Source organism: Streptomyces sp. NPDC045678 (genome assembly GCF_056432085.1).
This window is the reverse complement of record NZ_JBWKJS010000010.1, coordinates 267,188-282,814: the sequence shown is the minus strand read 5'-3', so window position 1 is coordinate 282,814 and position 15,627 is coordinate 267,188. Positions and strand designations below refer to the sequence as shown.

The following is a 15,627-nucleotide window of genomic DNA, read 5'->3' as shown; positions in this document are numbered from 1 at the left end:
GACACCCAGGAGCAGCTCTGTGACCGTAGCCATCGTCCCGTCCCAGGAAAGCGCCGCTTCTTCCGAGGCCACCGCCGACACGGCCGCACTGATCGCCGAGGACGCCCGCGACTTCGGGGTCTACGCGCGCACCGGCGGCTGGGCCTTCGGTCTCAAGGTCGCCCGCAGCGTGCGGCCCGGCGGGCAGAGCGCGGGCGAGACGCCGAAGATCTCCGCGAAGGAGTTCGCGGAGCTGGCGGGCTGCTCGGCCGACCGCGTCATGCGGTACTACAAGGCGTGGGACAAGGCCGCCGACGACGGGATGGTGCCGCACTTCGAGGCGCTCTCCCCCGGCATGGACGTGGAACTGCCGGACGCCGACGTCTGGTTGTCGTACTACAGCGCCCGCTCCAGCGCCCTGACCCAGCGCGGCGAGGCGATCACGGAGGCCGCGGAGGCCGAGGGCATCCGTCCCACCAAGGCCCTGGAGGTCGCGGAGAACCCCACCGCGCTGCGTGCCGCGATCCTCGCCGACCCCGGCACCGCCGAGGCGGCCCGCAAGGCCCTGATGGACCGCCTGGACGAGGACCCAGCGCTCCGCACCGAGCTGGTCCGCGACATCGTGCGCACCGACGACCTCAAGAAGGCCGTGGCGGCCGAGTCCAAGGCCGGCGACCGTGTCGACTACGTCCGCCAGATCGTGGAGAAGGGCCAGGTCAAGACGCCCGCAGGACAGATGATCGACGCGCCCGCCGAGCTGCGCGAGGAGGCCGAGCGCCACCTCTCGCTCATCGACGAGCTGGACGACGGCGAGGAGTCCGGGGAGTGGGCGCGCGAGGCGTACGACACCGTGCGCGACCTGGTGGCCCAGACCGTCCAGAGCGACCCGGAACTGCGGGTCCAGGAGCGGCGCGCGAAGTTCTACAGCAGCCTGCAGAAGGCCACGAAGGTCTTCGAGGAGCTGACGTTCGACGACGTCGATGACATCGACGACATCTACGAGGACGACATGGTCAAGCGCCTCGAAGACCTCCAGCAGGCCCTCGGCGCGTGCATCTCGGCTCTCCGGACGGCGGCCGTACGTCCCGAGTCTGACCAGGGCCCCCTCTCGTAGCACTCGAGTCGTACGCGAGGACCCCTATCGGGAGGGATTCGCGGGACCGGGCCCCGCTCGTAGCTTTTTGATCATGTCGGTTTGCCGGACGATCGAAAGGCTTCGCATCCATGTACGTCAAGGCATTCGCCCCGGAGTACCAGGGCGAGCTGGGCTCGGAGCTGAGCGTGAACTCCTCGTACGAGGACGTGCGCGCGTCGGCCGGCCGTGCGCTGTCCCGGGCGGAAGGCGCGGTCGAGCGGGCGCGCGCGGCGCTGGCGCTCGCGGAGGCGAGCAGGCGGCTCGGCCGGGTCGACGACGCGGGTGCCGCCTGGCGGCAGAGCTACCGCAGCGCCCGCGCCGCGGGGGACGCGGGGGCCATGGCGTGGGCGCTGTGGAGCGGTGGCACCCTGGCGCGGCAGTGCGGGTCGCTGCGGCTCGCGCGGCGGCTGCTCGCCCACTCCGTGGAGCTGGCGTCGGGCAGCGGTGACCGGCTCGCGCACGGCTACGCGCTCGCGGGTCTCGCCGAGACGGGGCGCATCCAGGGGGATTACGCGGCCGTCGCCGCACTCCACGAGGAACTGCTCGAGCAGGGGCGGGCGCGCGGCGAGGCGCGGCACATGGTGTGGGCGATGACCGGGATAGCGCAGATGCACCGCAACCGCGGCGAGCACGCGAGGGCCCTGGAGCTGTTCGAGGAGTCGGTGCGGATCGCGACCGACGCGGACGACGCGCGGGGGCGCGCCTGGTCGCTGCGGGGCGTGGCCGACGTGCTGTCCCTGCGGGGCGACCCGGACCGCGCCCTGGAGCTGCTCTCCGAGGCGGAGGCCGTATGCCGGGCCATGGACCTGGCGAGCGCGCTCGCCTACAACCACAAGATGCGCGGCAACGTCCTGTACCGCGCCGGGCGTTACGTGGCGGCACGCGAGACGTACGCCATTGCCCTCGACGAGTTCACCGCGATGCGGGAGCCGCGCGGCACCGCGCTCTCCCGGCTCGGCCTGGCCAAGTGCCGGGCGCGTCTCGGGCGCGACCGGGAGGCGACGCTCGCCGAACTGGCCACCCTTGAGGCGGACTTCGACCGCATGGGACTGCGGCACGCCCGCGACATGGTGGTCGCGTTCCGGGCCGAGGCGGCTTGCGCCGTCGGAGCCTGACCTTCCGCACCCCGGCGCCGCCGTCAGGGTGGCGGCCGGGGCGGGGCCACCGGTCTACGAGCTCAGCCTGTGAGGGTGATGCGGACCCCGACCGTGCCCTTGAGGCCGCGGCGGATCCGGCTGCCGAACAGGGTGAGGAAGCCGGGCAGCCCGTACTTGTGCAGGATGAGGGTGCGGTAACGGGCGGTGACGTCGGGCGGGCAGATCTCGGCGGTGGCGGGCACCTGATCGCCGGTCGGCTTGCCCCGCCGGTCGCACGGGCCGACCATGACGTCCGCGCGCCCGCGGATCCGCTTCACCTTCCAGGATGCGCCGGGCGTCCAGATGCCGAGGGCATCGCCGTCCTCGACGACCCAGACGGGCGTCGGCACCAGGGTGCCGTCTTTCCGGTAGGTGCTGACCAGCAGGTACTTTCCGGAGCTGAGCTGTGCCAGCGAGGTGTCGGGCATGTCGAGAGTCTAGGGCGCGCCGTACGCTCGCCACGTAACTCCTTATATTGGTTACATGGAACAGCCCCCCGGCCTCGTGCTGCGCTCCTACAGCGGGTCCACCTACCGGTTCGACCCCGGCGCGCTCTGCCTGGAACTCCTCCCCACCGGCGGTCCGGGTGAGCTCCGGCGGTACGAGGTGCTGCACGCGCCCGGCGACCTGGCCGACTGGGCGGAGCGGTCACGGCTGACGCCCACCCCGGTCCTCGCCGTGTCCGACACCGAGGTGGCGGACGCGCGGCGGCTGCGCGACGCGCTGTTCCGCGTGACGACCGCGCGGGCCCACGACGAGCGCGCGGACCCGGCCGACATCGCCGCCGTCAACGCGGCGGCGGCCCATGCGCCGCTGGTCCCTGCCGTCGGGCCGGACGGCGGGCGCGCCTGGGCCGGGCCCGCGGACGGCACCCGGCTGCTCGCCACCGTCGCCCGGGACGCGGTGGACCTCCTGACGGGACCGTTCGCGCACCGCATCCGCACCTGTTCGGCCGGGGACTGCGCCCTGGTCTATGTCGACACCTCGCGCCCCGGCCGTCGGCGCTGGTGCTCGATGGAACACTGCGGCAACCGCCACAAGGTACGGACACTGCGCGCGCGCCGCTCCGAGGAGAGCTGAGTCCACATGCTCCGGCTGCCGATGCCGGTGCGGCGCGGAGGTGTGCTGACCAGCGGCGTATGCTCCCCGTGATCATGCACATGGAAGATCGGGGGCGGAACGTCATGGAGGACTGCGGCAGCGCCGGTTCACAGGCGGTCGACAAGCGGGTCCGCCGGCGGCGGAGGCTGTCATGTCTGGGGGTCGCGCTACTGACCCTGGCCGTGCTGGGCGGCGGTGTGGTCTGGCTGTTCCGCGAGGAACTCTTCCACCCGTTCGGTGATGCGCGGGCGTGCGAGGGAAGCGCGGTGGAACTGCCCCGCGTGATCGTGGCCGGGGGCGCCGCCCTTCCGGCCGATGCCTCGGACGTGCACTACTACACGAGGGGCGGCACCGCCGAAGTCACCTTCGTGAGCGGTCAGATACCGGACTATCTGCACCGTGTCGGCATCCTCCCCCGGGGCGGGGCGCTGTTCGACGAGAAGTACGGCGAGAAGGGAGTCGCCGCCGACGAGATCGAGCTCCCCGAGGGCCTGTGCGGGTCACCGCTGCGCGGCCCGGTCTGGGAATTCCACCCCACCGGACCCGCGGACAACGGTGTCAATGTCACCGTCGAGACTTCTCCCATCGCCCGGGATATCCTGCGCGTCCCGGCACGCACCGTGGTTACCTTCGACCTCCCCTGAAGGGTCGGCCGTCACGCCGGAGCCGCACCCCACGGGGACACCTCGACCACCGCGTCGACGGGCAACGGCCCGTAGATGTGCGGGAATTCCTCCGCGCCGGGCCGCGGCGCCTCGAACCGCACCAGTGCGGTGAGACGTTCGCTGTCGATGCCGAGGACCACCAGCTCGTCGGGCCCGTCGTACTTCCCGTAGAGGAACTCGGCGACCTTCGGCAGCTGTTCGGGCAGCGAGCAGTGGATGAATCCCACGTCGCCCAGCGTCTTGCCGCGGGTCGACATCTCGTACGTCCCGGCTTCCCTCGCGGCGTCCCACAGGGCGCGCTCGGTGATGTGCAGCAGTCGTGTCATGGATCAACGGTACGCGGACCACGTTCACCCCGGTCAGGGCCGTACGGCCGCCAGCGCGTCGGCGACGGCGGTGTGGAAGCGGGTGTGCTCCCTGGCACTGGGGGGCATTTCGGGGTTCCAGGAGAGGGTGGGGATGTGCGGACCCAGTGCGTCCCCGAGGGCTGCCGCGTTGCCTCGTACGTCGGTGAGGACGAGGTCGGGTTCCAGTGCGGCCGCCTCGGCCCACGTCGTCGTGGACCAGTTCGCGCCCTGCCCCGGCGCGGGGTCCACGAGGCCGACGCCGAACCCGGCGAGGGCGGCGAGGTCGGGCCAGGCGTAGGGCCTCGCCAGGTGGACGGAGTCGGGTCCCGCCGGGGAGAGGGCGAGCACGCGTGAACGTACGGGGCCCGCGGCGGAGGCGGCCAACCGGCGCTCGGCGGCGGCGAGTTCGGCGGCCGCCTCCGGGTCAGGGGCGGCGCCCAGGCTGCGTGCGAGGTCGGTGAGGCGGTCCCTGATCCCGGTGAGGCTGCGGCCTCCGCCGACATCGAGCACGACGAGCGGGATCTGCTCCTCCAGGTGCTTGGCGGCCTCCGGGTCGATGCCGTAGACCTGGCCGCCGCCGTAGGTGAGCGCCACGACCAGGTCGGGCCTCGCGGCGAGGAGGGCGTCGAGGTCGAGTGCGGGGCCCGCGCCGAAGTAGGGGAGGCCGGCGAGGGGAAGGCTGCCCGTCTTGGCCGGGTCGGGCAGGGCCGGGTCGTCGTGCGCGGAGCCGAAGACGCCGACGGGCCGTATGCCGTGGTCGTGCAGGGCCGCGCCGGTCGGCACGTAGGCGACGAGCCGGGACGGGCGGTGTGCGGTCCTCACCAGGTGGTCCCTGTCGTCGGTGAACTCCCAGTCGTTGGCCGTGTGTTGTGCCATGATCTCCGACTCCTCCTGCCGTCCCGTGCCGTGGCCTGTCCCGCCGTGGCCGTCCCGCTGCTACCTGCCCGGGCGCACCCCGGCGTACACGGGTCGGCCCCCGCCCTCCGCCGGTGGGCCTAGGCCTCGCGCAGGTACCGATCCCGGTCGTGCGACAGATGCGGGGGTGGGGTGCGGGTTCGTAGCTTCGTCGGTGTCAGGCGCGAGCCAGCAACGAGCCGGGAGGCAACCATGAACACGCACGCCACGCAACGGACGGTCAGGGATGGTCTTGTCGGGGGCGGTCTCGCCGAAGGCGGTCCTGACGAAGGCGCTCTCGTCGAGGGCGGGGAGGCCCTCAAGCTGGCCGTCATCGTCGCGAGCACGCGGGAGGGCCGCTTCGCACCGACCGTCACCGCCTGGTTCCTGCGCCAGACCGCGCCCCGCCACGATCTGGACGTCGACGTGATCGATCTGGCCGAGGCGCGCCTGCCGGACGGGCTGTCCGGCAGGCCCGGCCCGCAGGTCGATGACGTCGCCGCCCGCATCGACGCGGCGGACGCGTTCGTCATCGTCACACCCGAGTACAACCACAGTTTCCCGGCGCCGCTGAAGACCGCGATCGACTGGCATTACGCGGAGTGGCGCGCCAAGCCGGTGGGCTTCGTCAGCTACGGCGGCCTGTCGGGCGGCCTGCGCGCCGTCGAACATCTGCGGCAGGTCTTCGCGGAGCTCCACGCGGTGACGGTGCGCGACACCGTGAGCTTCCACGGCGCGCGGAGCTGCTTCGACGGGTCCGGCGAGCCGATCGACCCGGCCGGCCCGGAGACCGCGGCCAAGACGATGCTCGACCAGCTCATGTGGTGGGGCCGCACCTTGCGCGACGGCAAGACGGTGCACCCGTACGCCGCCTGATGCCACGCCACGACGCATGCACGACAAGGGAGTTGCAGTGAAGATGTTGGCCGCCGCACTGACCGCCTACGGCCCGCCGGAGGTCCTGCGGCCGATGGAGCTCGACGCCCCGGAACCGGGCCCCGGTGAGGTCCGGGTGCGGGTCAGAGCCGCCGGGGTCCAGCCGTTCGACCTCGGGGTGCGGGAGGGCTGGGTGCCGCCGGGCACCGAACCGGGGTTCCCGGTCGTCCCCGGCAACGAGTTCGCGGGCGTCGTGGACCTGGTCGGCGGGGGTGTCGGCGACTTCGTACCGGGTGACGAGGTGTTCGGGTACTCCTTGCTCGGCGGATACGCCCAGTACGCGTCGGTGCCCGCCGAACAGCTGGTCCACAAACCGCCGACCATGCCGTGGCCGGTCGCAGGCGGCTTCTCCGGCAACGGCCAGGGCGCCCACCTCGCCCTTTCCCAGTTGCGCGTGCGCTCCGGGGACACCGTCCTGATCGGTGCGGCGGCCGGCGCGCTCGGCACGTTCGCCGTGCAGTTGGCGCGGGCCTGGGGCGCGACGACCGTGATCGGCACGGCCGGCGAGGTCAACCACGACCATCTGCGATCGCTCGGGGCGATCCCCGTGACGTACGGCGCGGGACTCGTCGACCGCATCCTCGCCGTCGCGCCGGACGGCGTGGACGCGGCGCTCGACGCGGCCGGGCCTGAGGGGCTGCGGGCCGCCGTGGCCGTGGCCAAGGACCGCGAGCGGGTCGTCACGATGGTCGCCATGGAAGAGGCGGCGCGCCTCGGGCTGCCCGACTGGGGCGGCAGCAGGTCCGCGGCCCGGCTGGCCGAACTCACCGCGCTGTACGAGAAGGGCGCGGTGGACGTGCACCTGCGTGCGACGTTCCCCCTGGAGCGGGCTGCGGAGGCGCACCGCCTCGTGGCCACGCGGCACGGCCGGGGCAAGGTGGTCCTCACAGTCGACTGATCGACTGACCGTCACCGCGCCGACGCGACACGGCACGTCCCGAAGCACCGTCTCATCGTCTCGAACGCAGCCGCGGCGCACGATCATTGGGCATGAGCGCACCGGTCGTGGTCGGCGAGGGCCGGCGTCACGGGCAGGTCGCTCCACCGCGGGAACTGGCCGGCGATCAGGCGTCGGACCAGGGCGGCGTCGATGCCGGCGCGCCCGTCGGGCGCAGGGGTGGAAGCCATCCGGGGATCATCACGCCGAGGCGGGCGCGCGGCAACGGAATTCCCACCGATGCGCTCCCCCTTCCCCCTCCCCCGGGCCTTCGCGCTCAGAGCCAGCGCTCCGCCGCCTCCACGCTGTCCCCGACGCCGCTGTTGAACGCGATGGCCGCCTGCGGCGCATGGCGCCGGACGAGGTTCACGATCCGCTCGAAGAGCGGGAGCAGTTGCTCCGTCTTGCGGATGCCCCCGCCGACGACCACCACGTCCCAGGGACGCTCGGACAGCGACGCCACGAGCGTGCCCTCCGCCGCCGCGCCGAACGACACCAGGGCGACGTCCGCATCGATGCCGCGCTCGCGGAACCGCGCCGACTCCGCGTCCAGCGCGGCGACGACGGCCTCGGCATCGGTGCCGGGCAGAGCTTCGGGGTCGTAACCCACCACGAGTACGGAGGACATGGCGGCCACCCTATCCGCGGTGATCATGGACCTGCTCGCTGCCCTGGGTCACCTTCGCAGCCAGTGCCCCGCGCCCCGCACCCAGTCGGCGAACAGGGCCTCGTCGCCGAGGACTTCGATGCCGTCGGCGGGCGTCGGGGCGCGGCGTTGGTAGAGGAGGAGCAGGAGGTCGGTGAGCGGGCCGCGCACGGCTGTCGTCGACTTCTTGTGGTCGTGGGAGATGGTGATCGGTGCGCCGGTGAGGTCGATCAGCCACTCCCCCGTCCCCTCGGGGGCGTCCGTTGCGTGGAAGTGCAGGGTGCGGTCGGGGCTCAGCAGCGACCGCAGCTCGGCCTCCGATGCGTAGGCCTGGGGCAGCGTGCTGAACTCCAGCCACTCTTCGAGGCCGTCGAGGGCGACGTCCGCGTCGAGGGTGTACGTTCCGCCGACCGCGGCGGTCGCGTCGAAGCGGTGGACGACCGTCTCGTACGTCATGCGGCGCGCCCAGAAGAGGGGCGTGCCGCCCGGCGCGACGGTCCACACCCGCACTTCGGGCCCCGCCTCGCGCAGCGTGTCCGCGAACCGCACGGCGCCTTCGGTGAGCCAGGCGGACAGCGCCGGGACGTCGTCGTCCGCTTCGGGTGTGACGAGGTTGACCTGCTCGTCCGGCACGGGTCCGGTGGCCCGGGTCCGGACGACCGTCTCGGCCCAGCGGTGCGCGCCGCCCACGTGGCGCAGCAGGTGGGCGAGGGTCCAGCCGGGGCATCCGGGCACGGGCGCGGTGGCGTCGGCCCCCGCGATGGTCGAGGTCAACTGGGCGGTCTGGTCGATGATTCGGTCGGCGTAGCGGTCGTGGACCGCGTGAAGGCTCGGACGCGTCATGGCGTCACGGTAGACCACGGCCCGCAGTGTGCTCGGCACGAACCAGGGGCTCGTGAGGACGGGTGCGGGGGCGAGGGCAGGGGACGGGGGTTTCGACTCCGGGGGAGGCTTCGCTCTGTCGGTCATGCGGACCGCGTCGAGGTCGGTGAGCTTTCCGGCATCGCCGGCCCCTCTGGCTCGGCTGGACCTTCTGGCATGGCTGGGCTTGAGGGCGTGGCCGAGCTCGCTGACGTTGCCGCGCTCGCCGACGTCGTCGCACCGCCCGGCGGCGCCGGACTCGCTGACGTCGCCGGAGCCTCCGGCGTCGCCGGGCCTGCCGTCGTTGCCAGGAACTGGGTCGCCGCCAGTTCCCCGTACAGCGGGTCCGCGGCCACGAGTTCCGTGTGCGTACCCACCGCGCGTACCTTCCCCGCGTCCATCACCACGATCCGGTCGGCCAGCGTCACGGTCGACAGGCGGTGGGCCACCACCAGGACCGTGACCTCGCGGGACACCTCGGCCACCACGTCCCTCAGCGCGAGTTCGTTGACCGCGTCCAGCTGCGAGGTCGCCTCGTCGAGGAGCAGGAGGCGTGGTTTGCGCAGCAGTGCCCTCGCGATCGCCACCCGCTGTCGCTCGCCGCCCGACAACTTGGAGCCCCGGTGGCCGACGACCGTGTCCAGGCCTTCGGGCAGCCGCTCGACGACCGCGTCGAGCCGTGCACGCACCAGGACCTCCCGGATCTCGGAGTCCGTGGCGTGCGGTGCCGCGAAGAGGAGGTTCTCGCGCAGGGTGCCCGCGAGTACGGGCGCGTCCTGCTCCACGTACCCGATCGTGGCCCGCAGTTCGGCGAGCGGCCACTCCCGTACGTCCTTGCCGTCGACCAGGACCCGGCCGCCCGTCACCTCGTAGAACCGCTCGATGAGGCCGAACACGGTCGTCTTGCCCGCGCCCGACGGCCCGACGAACGCCGTCATGCCCGGCCCCGGCACGTCGAAGGTCACGCCGTGGTGGACGTACGGGAGGTCTTCGCGGTATCGGAAGGTCACGTCGTCGAAGGCGACGGACGCGGCGGCGTCGGGTGGCGTCGGTGCGGTCCCCTGAACCCCGTCCACCGTCTCGCTCTCCGTCCGCTCCGTCTCCAGGCGTTCCGCCTGTACGATCCGCGCGATCGCCGCTGACCCCACCTGGTACTGCGACGCCGCCTCGACCAGGCGCGACACCGGATCGATCAGATAGAAGAGGAAGAGCAGGAACGCCACCAGCGTCGAGACGGAGATCGCACCCGACGCGACCCGCGCGCCACCGATCCCGAGCACCGCCAGGAACGACACCTGCACCGCGAGGCCGACCGAACTCCACGCCACCGACTGCCACTTCGCCGACCGCACGCCGTGCCGCCACGCCTCCTGCGCGGCCGCCTCCACCGCGGCCGACTCGCGCTGCTCGGCACCGGAGGCCTTCAGCGTACGGAAGGCGCCGAACGCCCGCTCCAGTGCCGTGGAGATCGTCCCCACCGCCTCCTGCGCACGCTGCGTCGCCCGCGCGATCTTCGGCATGACGAGCGAGACCGCGCCGCCGATGAGCACGATCACGCCGAGCGTGACGCCGAGCAGCACCGGGTCCATGAGCCCCATCATCACGATCGTCGCGACGAAGGTGAGTCCTCCGGAGGCCGCGGACACCACGGACTGGGTCGTCACGGCCCGCAGCAACGTGGTGTCCGAGGTGACCCGTGACATCAGATCACCGGGCTGGGTCCGCTCCACCTCCCCGAGACGCAGTCGCAGCAGCCGCCCTATGAGGGTGCGTCGGGCCGCGAGCACCACGGACTCGGCAGTGCGCTCCAGTACGTATGCTCCGACGGACTCGATCGCGGTGCCGAGCACCACCAGCGCGGTGAGGAGGATCAGGATCCCGGCGATGGAGTCGTCGCCGCCGAGCCGGTCCACGAGTGTCTTGGCCGCAAGGGGCTGGGCGAGCCCGGTCGCCGAGCCGATCAGCGTCAGGAAGGCGCCCAGCGCCACGGCTCCCCGGTGCGGGCGGAAGTGGCGGTACAGGGCCCGCCAGGTCTCCTTCGCGGGCAGTCGTTCCGGCTTCTCGGGGGTGGCGGCCACCGTCTCGGTGCCCGTGGGTGGCGTTGGCGTGGGTCTGGAGGTGGGAGCTGCGTCGGTCACGTCGGACAGGACGCAGCGAGGACTGATCCACCTGACTGACGTGCAGGTGTCACCGAACAGGGATGCGACGAGTCGCCGTCCCGCATGATTCGGGCCGCACGTCACTACCCGGGGCGCTGGAGGGGAGTTAGTCGGTCAGCCGCATGCGGTGCAGAGACGATTCTGCACAGGGACTCGCGGTGTGAGAGACGCGAGCGGGAGTAGGGGTCTGGCGTGCGATGGCAAGGGTGGGCGGGAGAACGAGAGCAGGGGTGGGTGCGGGGGCGCGGCGGTCGTGGGGAGGGCGCCGGAGTGCTGGTCGGGCGGGCCGAGGAGCTGAGCGCGCTCCGCAGGATGCTCGCCCGGGGCAGGCTCGTGACCGTCGTGGGCGGCGCGGGGATCGGCAAGAGCCTGCTCGCCGAGCACGCGGCCGCCGCGGTCGGGAGTTCGATGCCGGACGGTGTGGTGCGGGTGCGGTGGTGGGACGGCATTCCGGCGCGACGACGGTCGGTCGCGGAGAGGGTGGTGGACGCGATGGACGGCGGGAGGGAGGGGCCGGCGGAGGGCGTGGGCGTGTGCGGGCCGGGGTCCGGATCGGACGGGGTCGCGGTGCTCACGGATCGGCTGCGGTCGCGGCGGATGCTCGTGGTGCTGGACGACTTCGATCCGGTACGGGGTGAGTGCGTGCGTGTCGTACGGGCGCTCCTCGACGGAGCCCCTGACGTGCGGCTCCTGGCTGCGGGGCGTCACCCGCTGGGCCTGGGCGAGGAGGCGGTGCTGCGGCTCGGGCCGTTGGGGGGCGCGGTGCGGGGAGCTGTGCCCGCGTCCACGGAGCTCGCTGGGCACGTCGACGGCACGGGGCGCGACGGTCGCGTTGAGCGCGATGGGCACGCCGGGTATCCCGGGCGCACCGAGCACGCCGGGCACGCCGGGGGCCCCGGGCACAGCGAAGACGCCGAATACGCCGGGACCACCGAGCACCCCGGACACGCCGAGCACCACGGGCACACCGGACACGCCAGGAACACCGAGCACCACGGACACACCGAACGCCCCGAACACGCCGAGCACCACGAGCACACCGGACACGCCAGGAACACCGAGCACCACGGACACACCGAACGCCCCGAACACGCCGAGCACCACGAGCAGGCCGAACACGCCGGGACCATCGAGCACCACGGGCGCCCCGAACACCCCGGGAACACCGGACACAACGAGCACCCTGAACACAACGAGCACCCTGGAGACGTCGGGCACCCTAGCCACACTGAGCACACCGGCCACACCGGCCACACCGAGCACGCCAGGCGTGCCGAACACGCTGGGAACGTCAGACACTCCGAGCGCTCGGGGCACACCAGCCACTCCGAGCACTCCGAGCACGCTAGACATACCGAGCACGACGAGCACGACGCCCCCACCGGACACACCGACCGCACCGACTCCCCCCGCACCCCGGACACCGCCGGCCCCGCCGCCGCGCTCTTCCTGGCGCGGATGTGGGACGCCCGGCGCCGCGCGGGACACGACGTGCCTCCCCTCGGCGGCCGCACCGGCCCCCGCCACACACCCGGCGACCGCGTGGACGAGTTGCGGCTCGCGGACGACATCTGCCGACGGCTCGAAGGGATACCGCTGGCCATCGAGTTGGCGGCGGCGCAGGCCGTGCAGTACTCGCTGCCGCAGCTCGCCAGGATGCTGGAGTCCGCGCAGGGCTGGCTCGGCATGGCGGACGCGCCGCTGCGCAGGCACAGGTCGTTGCGCGCGGCCGTCGGAGCGGGGTACGCGCTGTGCGGCACGGCGGAACGGACGGTGTGGGCCCGGCTCAGCGTGTTCGCCGGGAGCTTCGACGAGGACGCGGCCGCGTACGTGTGCTCGGGCGGCGGTCTCGACGCCCAGGACGTACCGCCGGCGCTGGCCCGTCTCGTGCTCGCCTCGGTCCTCGAACCGGTCCGTGACCCCGGTGGCGTCCTCGCTCCGCGCTACCGGATGTCCGCCGCGGTCCGCGGGTTCGGCGCCGAGCGGCTGCAGTCCGCGGGGGAGACGGCCGCGGCGGTCAGCCGTCACCTTTACTGGTACGCCCACGTCGCCTCCACCGCCCACCATTTGTGGAGCTGCGGGCTGCACGAGCAGGCTGTCGCACTGGTCCGCGACGAGGAGGCCGACCTGCGCGCGGCCCTGGCCAGGGAGCCGAGCGCGACGGACCCGGCGTCGACGACGCTGGCGGTCGCCGTCGACCTGTGGTTCTGGTGGGCGGTCTGCGGTCACGCCGAGGAGGGTCTCGCGCTGCTGCGCCGTCTGCTGCCGCTCGTCCGGTCCGACACGCAGGTGTGCGGGCAGGCGTTGTGGCTGGCGGGCTGGCTCGCCGTGTGCGCCGGGTCCCCCGCTCCCGAGGCGGTCGAACTGCTCGGCCAGGCCTGGCGCGTGGCCGTGCTCGCCGGGGACGACGCCACTGTGGGGCGGGTCTCGCACGTGCTGGGCGCGTTGGCTCTCGCGGAGGGGCGGACCGAGCGGGCCATCGCCCATCTGCGGGCCGCCGCCGACACGATTCCCGTGCACGCCGAACACGGGCCGCCGGCGGCCGTCAGTTGGGCGCTGCTCGCGGTGGCGCAGGCCGGGGTCAGTCCGGCCGACGCCTGGCGCAGTGCCCGGCGCGCCTCGGCGGGGCCGCAGGTGCGCCACGATGTGTGGACCCGGTCGATGACGCAGTACGCGCAGGCTTTCGTCGACCATCTGCGCGGCCGCCGAAGCCGCGCGTGGCGCAGGGCGCACAAGGCGCTGGCCGGGGCGGTGGGGGTGGCGGGAGCGGCCGCGCCCTGCGGGCCGACGGCTGCCGGCGGGGTCACCGCAGCGGCGGGGAGTCCGGTGCCTGAGCGGGCCGTGCGGGCCGCGGGAGGTGCGGAGTCCGAGCGCACCGTGTCCGCCATGACCGGGGCACCCGACGCAGCGCTCATCCATCAGCTCATCGCGGACATGGAGTCGGGGAGGCCGCCCACGCGGTACGCGGCGGTGAACCAGACCGACGGCACCCCAACGTCAAGCGGCACACACCCACCCGACGCACCCACGCCGGACACCCTCTGAGAACCCAAGGCCACCGCACCCGACCCGCTCCGACGCGAAGCAGCGCACACCCATCCCCCGCCCCCGACCCGGCTCCCCAAACGCCTGAACGCACCGGACGTGCTCCGAGGAACCCGAGCCTCTGCACCCGACGGCGCCCCCGACGCCGAACGGCACACAGCCACCCGACGCAGCGCCCCCGAACCGACCTCCTGAACGGCCGCACCGGGCGCCCTGGGCGGCGTACTCCCAAACACCCCTCAAACACACCCTTCAAACGCACCCCCCAACGCAGCCCTCAGCCGCGCCCCCTCACCACACCCCCCGCCCCTCCAGAACCGCCTGCCAGTCCGGCACCCCCGGTGTCGCCGCCTCCGTGCGTGACGGGGTCGCGCGGCGGCCGCCTCGGGTGAAGAAGTCGGCGAGTGGGAGCGTCGCCGCGCCCACCGTGACCGCGTCGGGGCCGAGTTGGCCGAGGTCGACCGTGGCGCGGGCCGCCGGGTGGCGGAGTGCGTACGACTCGGCGTACCGGCGGATGGCGGGCAGCAGGTGCGGGCCCAGTTGGAGGCCGGCCCAGCCGCCGACGAGGACGCGTTCGGGGCCGAAGAGGTTGACGAGGTCGGAGATGCCCGCGCCGAGGTACTCGGCGGTCTCGTCGAGCACCGTCGCGGCGACGGGGTCGGGCGCTCCACCTTCCCGCGGATACGCCGCCGCGAGCAGCGCGCTCACCCCGGTCTCCTCGTCGGCGCCGGGCGGCAGTACACCGCCTGCCTCCTGCCAGCGCGCGAGGAGGGACTCGGCGCCCGCGTACGCCTCCAGGCAGCCGCGCGCCCCGCACCGGCAGCGGCGGCCGCGGACGTTCACCGTCAGGTGGCCCCACTCGGCGGGACCGCCGCGCGCGCCGCCGTGGATGACGCCGCCGGTGACGACGCACGCGCCCACTCCGGAGCCGATCAGCACGATCGCCGCGTCGCGTGCGCCCCGGCCGCCGCCGAACCACATCTCGGCCTGGCCGAGGGCACGGGCTCCGTTGTCGACGAAGTAGGCGGTGTCCGGGGGGAGTTGGATCGCGTCGCGCAGCATGTGTTCCAGTGGGACCGCGTCCCAGCCGATGGACTGACCGTGCACCACCGTGCCGCCCACGCCACCCGCGTCGTCACGGTCGACGATCCCGGGCACGCCCACCCCCACACCGATCAGACCCCCGAGCGGCACACCGGTCGTGGAAGCGGCCGCCCCGCCGGGTTCGATGCCCGCCTGCGCCGCCACCTCCGCCACGCCCTCCGCGATGTGGCGGACGACCGTGTCCACGTCGTGCCCCGAGTCCGTCAACGGACGCTCCGTGCGCGCCAGTTCCTTGAGCGCCAGGTCGAACGCCTCCACGCGGACCCGCGTCTCCCCCACGTCGACACCGATGAGACGGCCGCTCGAAGGGGCCACGCGCAGCAGCGTGCGCGGCCGGCCGCCGTCGGACTCGACGCTGCCCGCCTCCTCCAGGATGCCGTCGGCGGTGAGTTCGGCGACGACGTTGCTCACGGATCCCGAACTGAGTCCGGTCGCGGGCCCGAGCGCCTGGCGGCTCATCGGTCCGCCGAAATACAACCGTTGCAATACCGAGGCGCGGTTGCCCACGCGCAGGTCGCGCACCGTTCGACTGCTCCGCTCGGCCATGTGGCTCCTCTCCGATCCGCAACATACCGGTGCGCGACCCCTTGACGCGACTTTCTCTCAGGTTTTAACTCACGTCCTAAATTAAGTCGTGAATTCGTTCAGACGTCGAACTCGGCGCCTCCTCACGCCTGTGCTC

15 protein-coding genes are annotated in these 15,627 nt (G+C 73.0%); 7 read left to right on the top strand and 8 right to left on the bottom strand.

Features of this window, described 5'->3' with window-relative positions; translation table 11 throughout:
• Nucleotides 1-19: 19 nt before the first annotated feature.
• Together AC07DO_RS32435 and AC07DO_RS32430 are read left to right on the top strand one after the other, a co-directional pair.
• Complete coding sequence (locus tag AC07DO_RS32435; RefSeq protein WP_479064733.1) at nt 20-1,093, top strand: hypothetical protein; 1,074 nt, start codon at nt 20-22, stop codon at nt 1,091-1,093.
• 110 nt (nt 1,094-1,203) lie between these two features.
• The gene (locus AC07DO_RS32430; RefSeq protein WP_479064731.1) at nt 1,204-2,229 is read left to right on the top strand and encodes a tetratricopeptide repeat protein; all 1,026 of its coding nucleotides are present in this window, start codon (nt 1,204-1,206) and stop codon (nt 2,227-2,229) included.
• A gap of 62 nt (nt 2,230-2,291) precedes the next feature.
• Here AC07DO_RS32430 and AC07DO_RS32425 read toward each other — a convergent pair whose 3' ends face one another.
• Complete coding sequence (locus tag AC07DO_RS32425) at nt 2,292-2,678, bottom strand: PPOX class F420-dependent oxidoreductase (RefSeq protein ID WP_479064728.1); 387 nt, start codon at nt 2,676-2,678, stop codon at nt 2,292-2,294.
• A 55-nt stretch (nt 2,679-2,733) separates the two neighbouring features.
• Here AC07DO_RS32425 and AC07DO_RS32420 point away from each other — a divergent pair, with 55 nt between their 5' ends.
• Both AC07DO_RS32420 and AC07DO_RS32415 read left to right on the top strand, forming a co-directional pair.
• Complete coding sequence (locus tag AC07DO_RS32420; protein WP_479064724.1) at nt 2,734-3,330, top strand: CGNR zinc finger domain-containing protein; 597 nt, start codon at nt 2,734-2,736, stop codon at nt 3,328-3,330.
• A 104-nt stretch (nt 3,331-3,434) separates the two neighbouring features.
• Nucleotides 3,435-3,995: a hypothetical protein gene (locus tag AC07DO_RS32415; protein WP_479064721.1), complete on the top strand. Its 561-nt coding sequence runs from the start codon at nt 3,435-3,437 to the stop codon at nt 3,993-3,995.
• Nucleotides 3,996-4,006: 11 nt separating this feature from the next.
• On the opposite strand, the gene AC07DO_RS32410 is transcribed toward AC07DO_RS32415, so the two are convergent.
• Together AC07DO_RS32410 and AC07DO_RS32405 are read right to left on the bottom strand one after the other, a co-directional pair.
• Nucleotides 4,007-4,342: a DUF952 domain-containing protein gene (locus AC07DO_RS32410; RefSeq protein WP_479064719.1), complete on the bottom strand. Its 336-nt coding sequence runs from the start codon at nt 4,340-4,342 to the stop codon at nt 4,007-4,009.
• Between the two features lie 33 nt (nt 4,343-4,375).
• Complete coding sequence (locus AC07DO_RS32405; protein ID WP_479064717.1) at nt 4,376-5,239, bottom strand: ABC transporter substrate-binding protein; 864 nt, start codon at nt 5,237-5,239, stop codon at nt 4,376-4,378.
• A gap of 231 nt (nt 5,240-5,470) precedes the next feature.
• Here AC07DO_RS32405 and AC07DO_RS32400 point away from each other — a divergent pair, with 231 nt between their 5' ends.
• Both AC07DO_RS32400 and AC07DO_RS32395 read left to right on the top strand, forming a co-directional pair.
• Nucleotides 5,471-6,133 carry an NADPH-dependent FMN reductase gene (locus AC07DO_RS32400; protein ID WP_479064715.1) on the top strand — a complete coding sequence of 221 codons (663 nt, stop codon included), beginning with the start codon at nt 5,471-5,473 and terminating at the stop codon, nt 6,131-6,133.
• A 43-nt stretch (nt 6,134-6,176) separates the two neighbouring features.
• Nucleotides 6,177-7,091: an NADP-dependent oxidoreductase gene (locus AC07DO_RS32395; protein WP_479064908.1), complete on the top strand. Its 915-nt coding sequence runs from the start codon at nt 6,177-6,179 to the stop codon at nt 7,089-7,091.
• 83 nt (nt 7,092-7,174) lie between these two features.
• On the opposite strand, the gene AC07DO_RS32390 is transcribed toward AC07DO_RS32395, so the two are convergent.
• From AC07DO_RS32390 to AC07DO_RS32375, 4 genes are all read right to left on the bottom strand, one after another.
• Nucleotides 7,175-7,321, bottom strand: a complete 147-nt coding sequence (locus AC07DO_RS32390) for a hypothetical protein (RefSeq protein ID WP_479064713.1) — start codon at nt 7,319-7,321, stop codon at nt 7,175-7,177.
• Nucleotides 7,322-7,407: 86 nt separating this feature from the next.
• Complete coding sequence (locus AC07DO_RS32385) at nt 7,408-7,758, bottom strand: hypothetical protein (protein WP_479064711.1); 351 nt, start codon at nt 7,756-7,758, stop codon at nt 7,408-7,410.
• A gap of 48 nt (nt 7,759-7,806) precedes the next feature.
• Entirely contained in the window at nt 7,807-8,619 is an 813-nt protein-coding gene (locus tag AC07DO_RS32380; RefSeq protein ID WP_479064709.1) for a maleylpyruvate isomerase family mycothiol-dependent enzyme, read from the bottom strand.
• Between the two features lie 122 nt (nt 8,620-8,741).
• A complete protein-coding gene (locus AC07DO_RS32375) occupies nt 8,742-10,715 on the bottom strand; it encodes an ABC transporter ATP-binding protein (RefSeq protein ID WP_479064906.1) in 1,974 nt (657 codons plus the stop codon).
• A gap of 351 nt (nt 10,716-11,066) precedes the next feature.
• On the opposite strand from AC07DO_RS32375, the gene AC07DO_RS32370 reads away from it, so the two are divergent.
• Nucleotides 11,067-13,841 (top strand): AAA family ATPase, encoded by a 2,775-nt coding sequence (locus tag AC07DO_RS32370; RefSeq protein ID WP_479064707.1) that lies wholly within the window; start codon nt 11,067-11,069, stop codon nt 13,839-13,841.
• Nucleotides 13,842-14,132: 291 nt separating this feature from the next.
• Here AC07DO_RS32370 and AC07DO_RS32365 read toward each other — a convergent pair whose 3' ends face one another.
• Entirely contained in the window at nt 14,133-15,491 is a 1,359-nt protein-coding gene (locus AC07DO_RS32365; RefSeq protein ID WP_479064705.1) for an ROK family protein, read from the bottom strand.
• Between the last annotated feature and the right edge of the window lie 136 nt (nt 15,492-15,627).